The 1,229-nt window shown below is 42.1% G+C and carries 1 pseudogene; it reads left to right on the top strand.

Features of this window, described 5'->3' with window-relative positions:
* Positions 1-1,229 (top strand): annotated as a pseudogene (locus tag DNC80_RS09255) (hypothetical protein); the annotation flags it as partial.

Raw genomic sequence — 1,229 nt, 5'->3', positions numbered from 1 at the left:
AAGGAACTGGTACGCCAAGTACCCCGAGTGCAGCAAGTGCCTCGTTAACATTTACCACAAGTGTAAGTAATGCCAATGCGGACCTTTATACTTTTGTAATTACGGATGCTAATGGTTGTCCAACAACTACTTCAGCAACGGTGACACCTATCACGAATCCTACTGTGGCTGTAGCCAGTCAAGTCAATGTAAGTTGTACTGGTGGTAATGACGGATCGGTTACTTTAGCAGGTTCAGGTGGATCAGGTGGGTATACCTATAGTAACAATGCTAGTTCAGGATATACAGCTACTGCAACTTTTGGTGGATTAACTGCTGCAGGTTCTCCATATACTTTTTATGTACGTGATAACAAAGGGTGTCCAAATTCAGTAGTAGTTACTATCACGCAACCTACAGCCATTGCTGCAAATGCTTCTTTAACGACTGCATTCAGTTGTAGTACTACCAATGCGCCTCAATCGGCTACCATAACTGTAGCACCAACGGGTGGAACAGGAACGTATACGTATAGTTATAACAATGGAGGTAGTTTTGGACCAAGCAATACCTTGACTGTAAACGATAACGGAACCACTCAAACCATTCAAATAGTAGTTAAAGATGCCAATGGTTGTTTGTCACCAATGCAAGCTATTGTTTTAGCACCATTAAACAAACCAACAGATTTAACGTTTTTAAATGCAGCAGTAACGTGTACAGCAACTACCACAACGGTTTCTGTAACGGCTACCAATGGAGTAGGCGCTTTATCGTTCTTGATTACAGCAACAAATTCAGGTACAGCTAATTCTAATTTTGGACCAATAACGACCACAGGATCATCACAAGCGGCTTCTTTCCCTAATTTATTACCAGGAAATTACACCTTTAGAGTTACCGATGCGAATGGATGTTACTACACCGAATCACACAATATTGACCCAGTTACACCAATTGCCGTTGCGGCTAATAAAACCAGCGATGTTTTGTGCCAAGGCGGAACTACAGGATCAGGAACGTTTACCGTTTCAGGAAATGCTACAGTAGGTGCTTACACCTTTACATTGACAGCAGGAACATTGGGTACAGGAACCTTAACAAAATCTAATAATGTACTTACGCTAAGCAATGTGGCAGCAGGTACGTATACCGTACGTGTTACGGATACTGCAACAGGTTGTTTTGCTGATGGAACCATTACCATCAACCAGCCAGCTTTGCCACTTACAATGTCTATTACGAGTCAA

Origin of the sequence: Flavobacterium sp. SOK18b (assembly GCF_014156605.1) — a bacterium.
Lineage (GTDB): Bacteria > Bacteroidota > Bacteroidia > Flavobacteriales > Flavobacteriaceae > Flavobacterium > Flavobacterium tiangeerense.
This window is presented reverse-complemented; position numbering and strand designations above follow the sequence as displayed.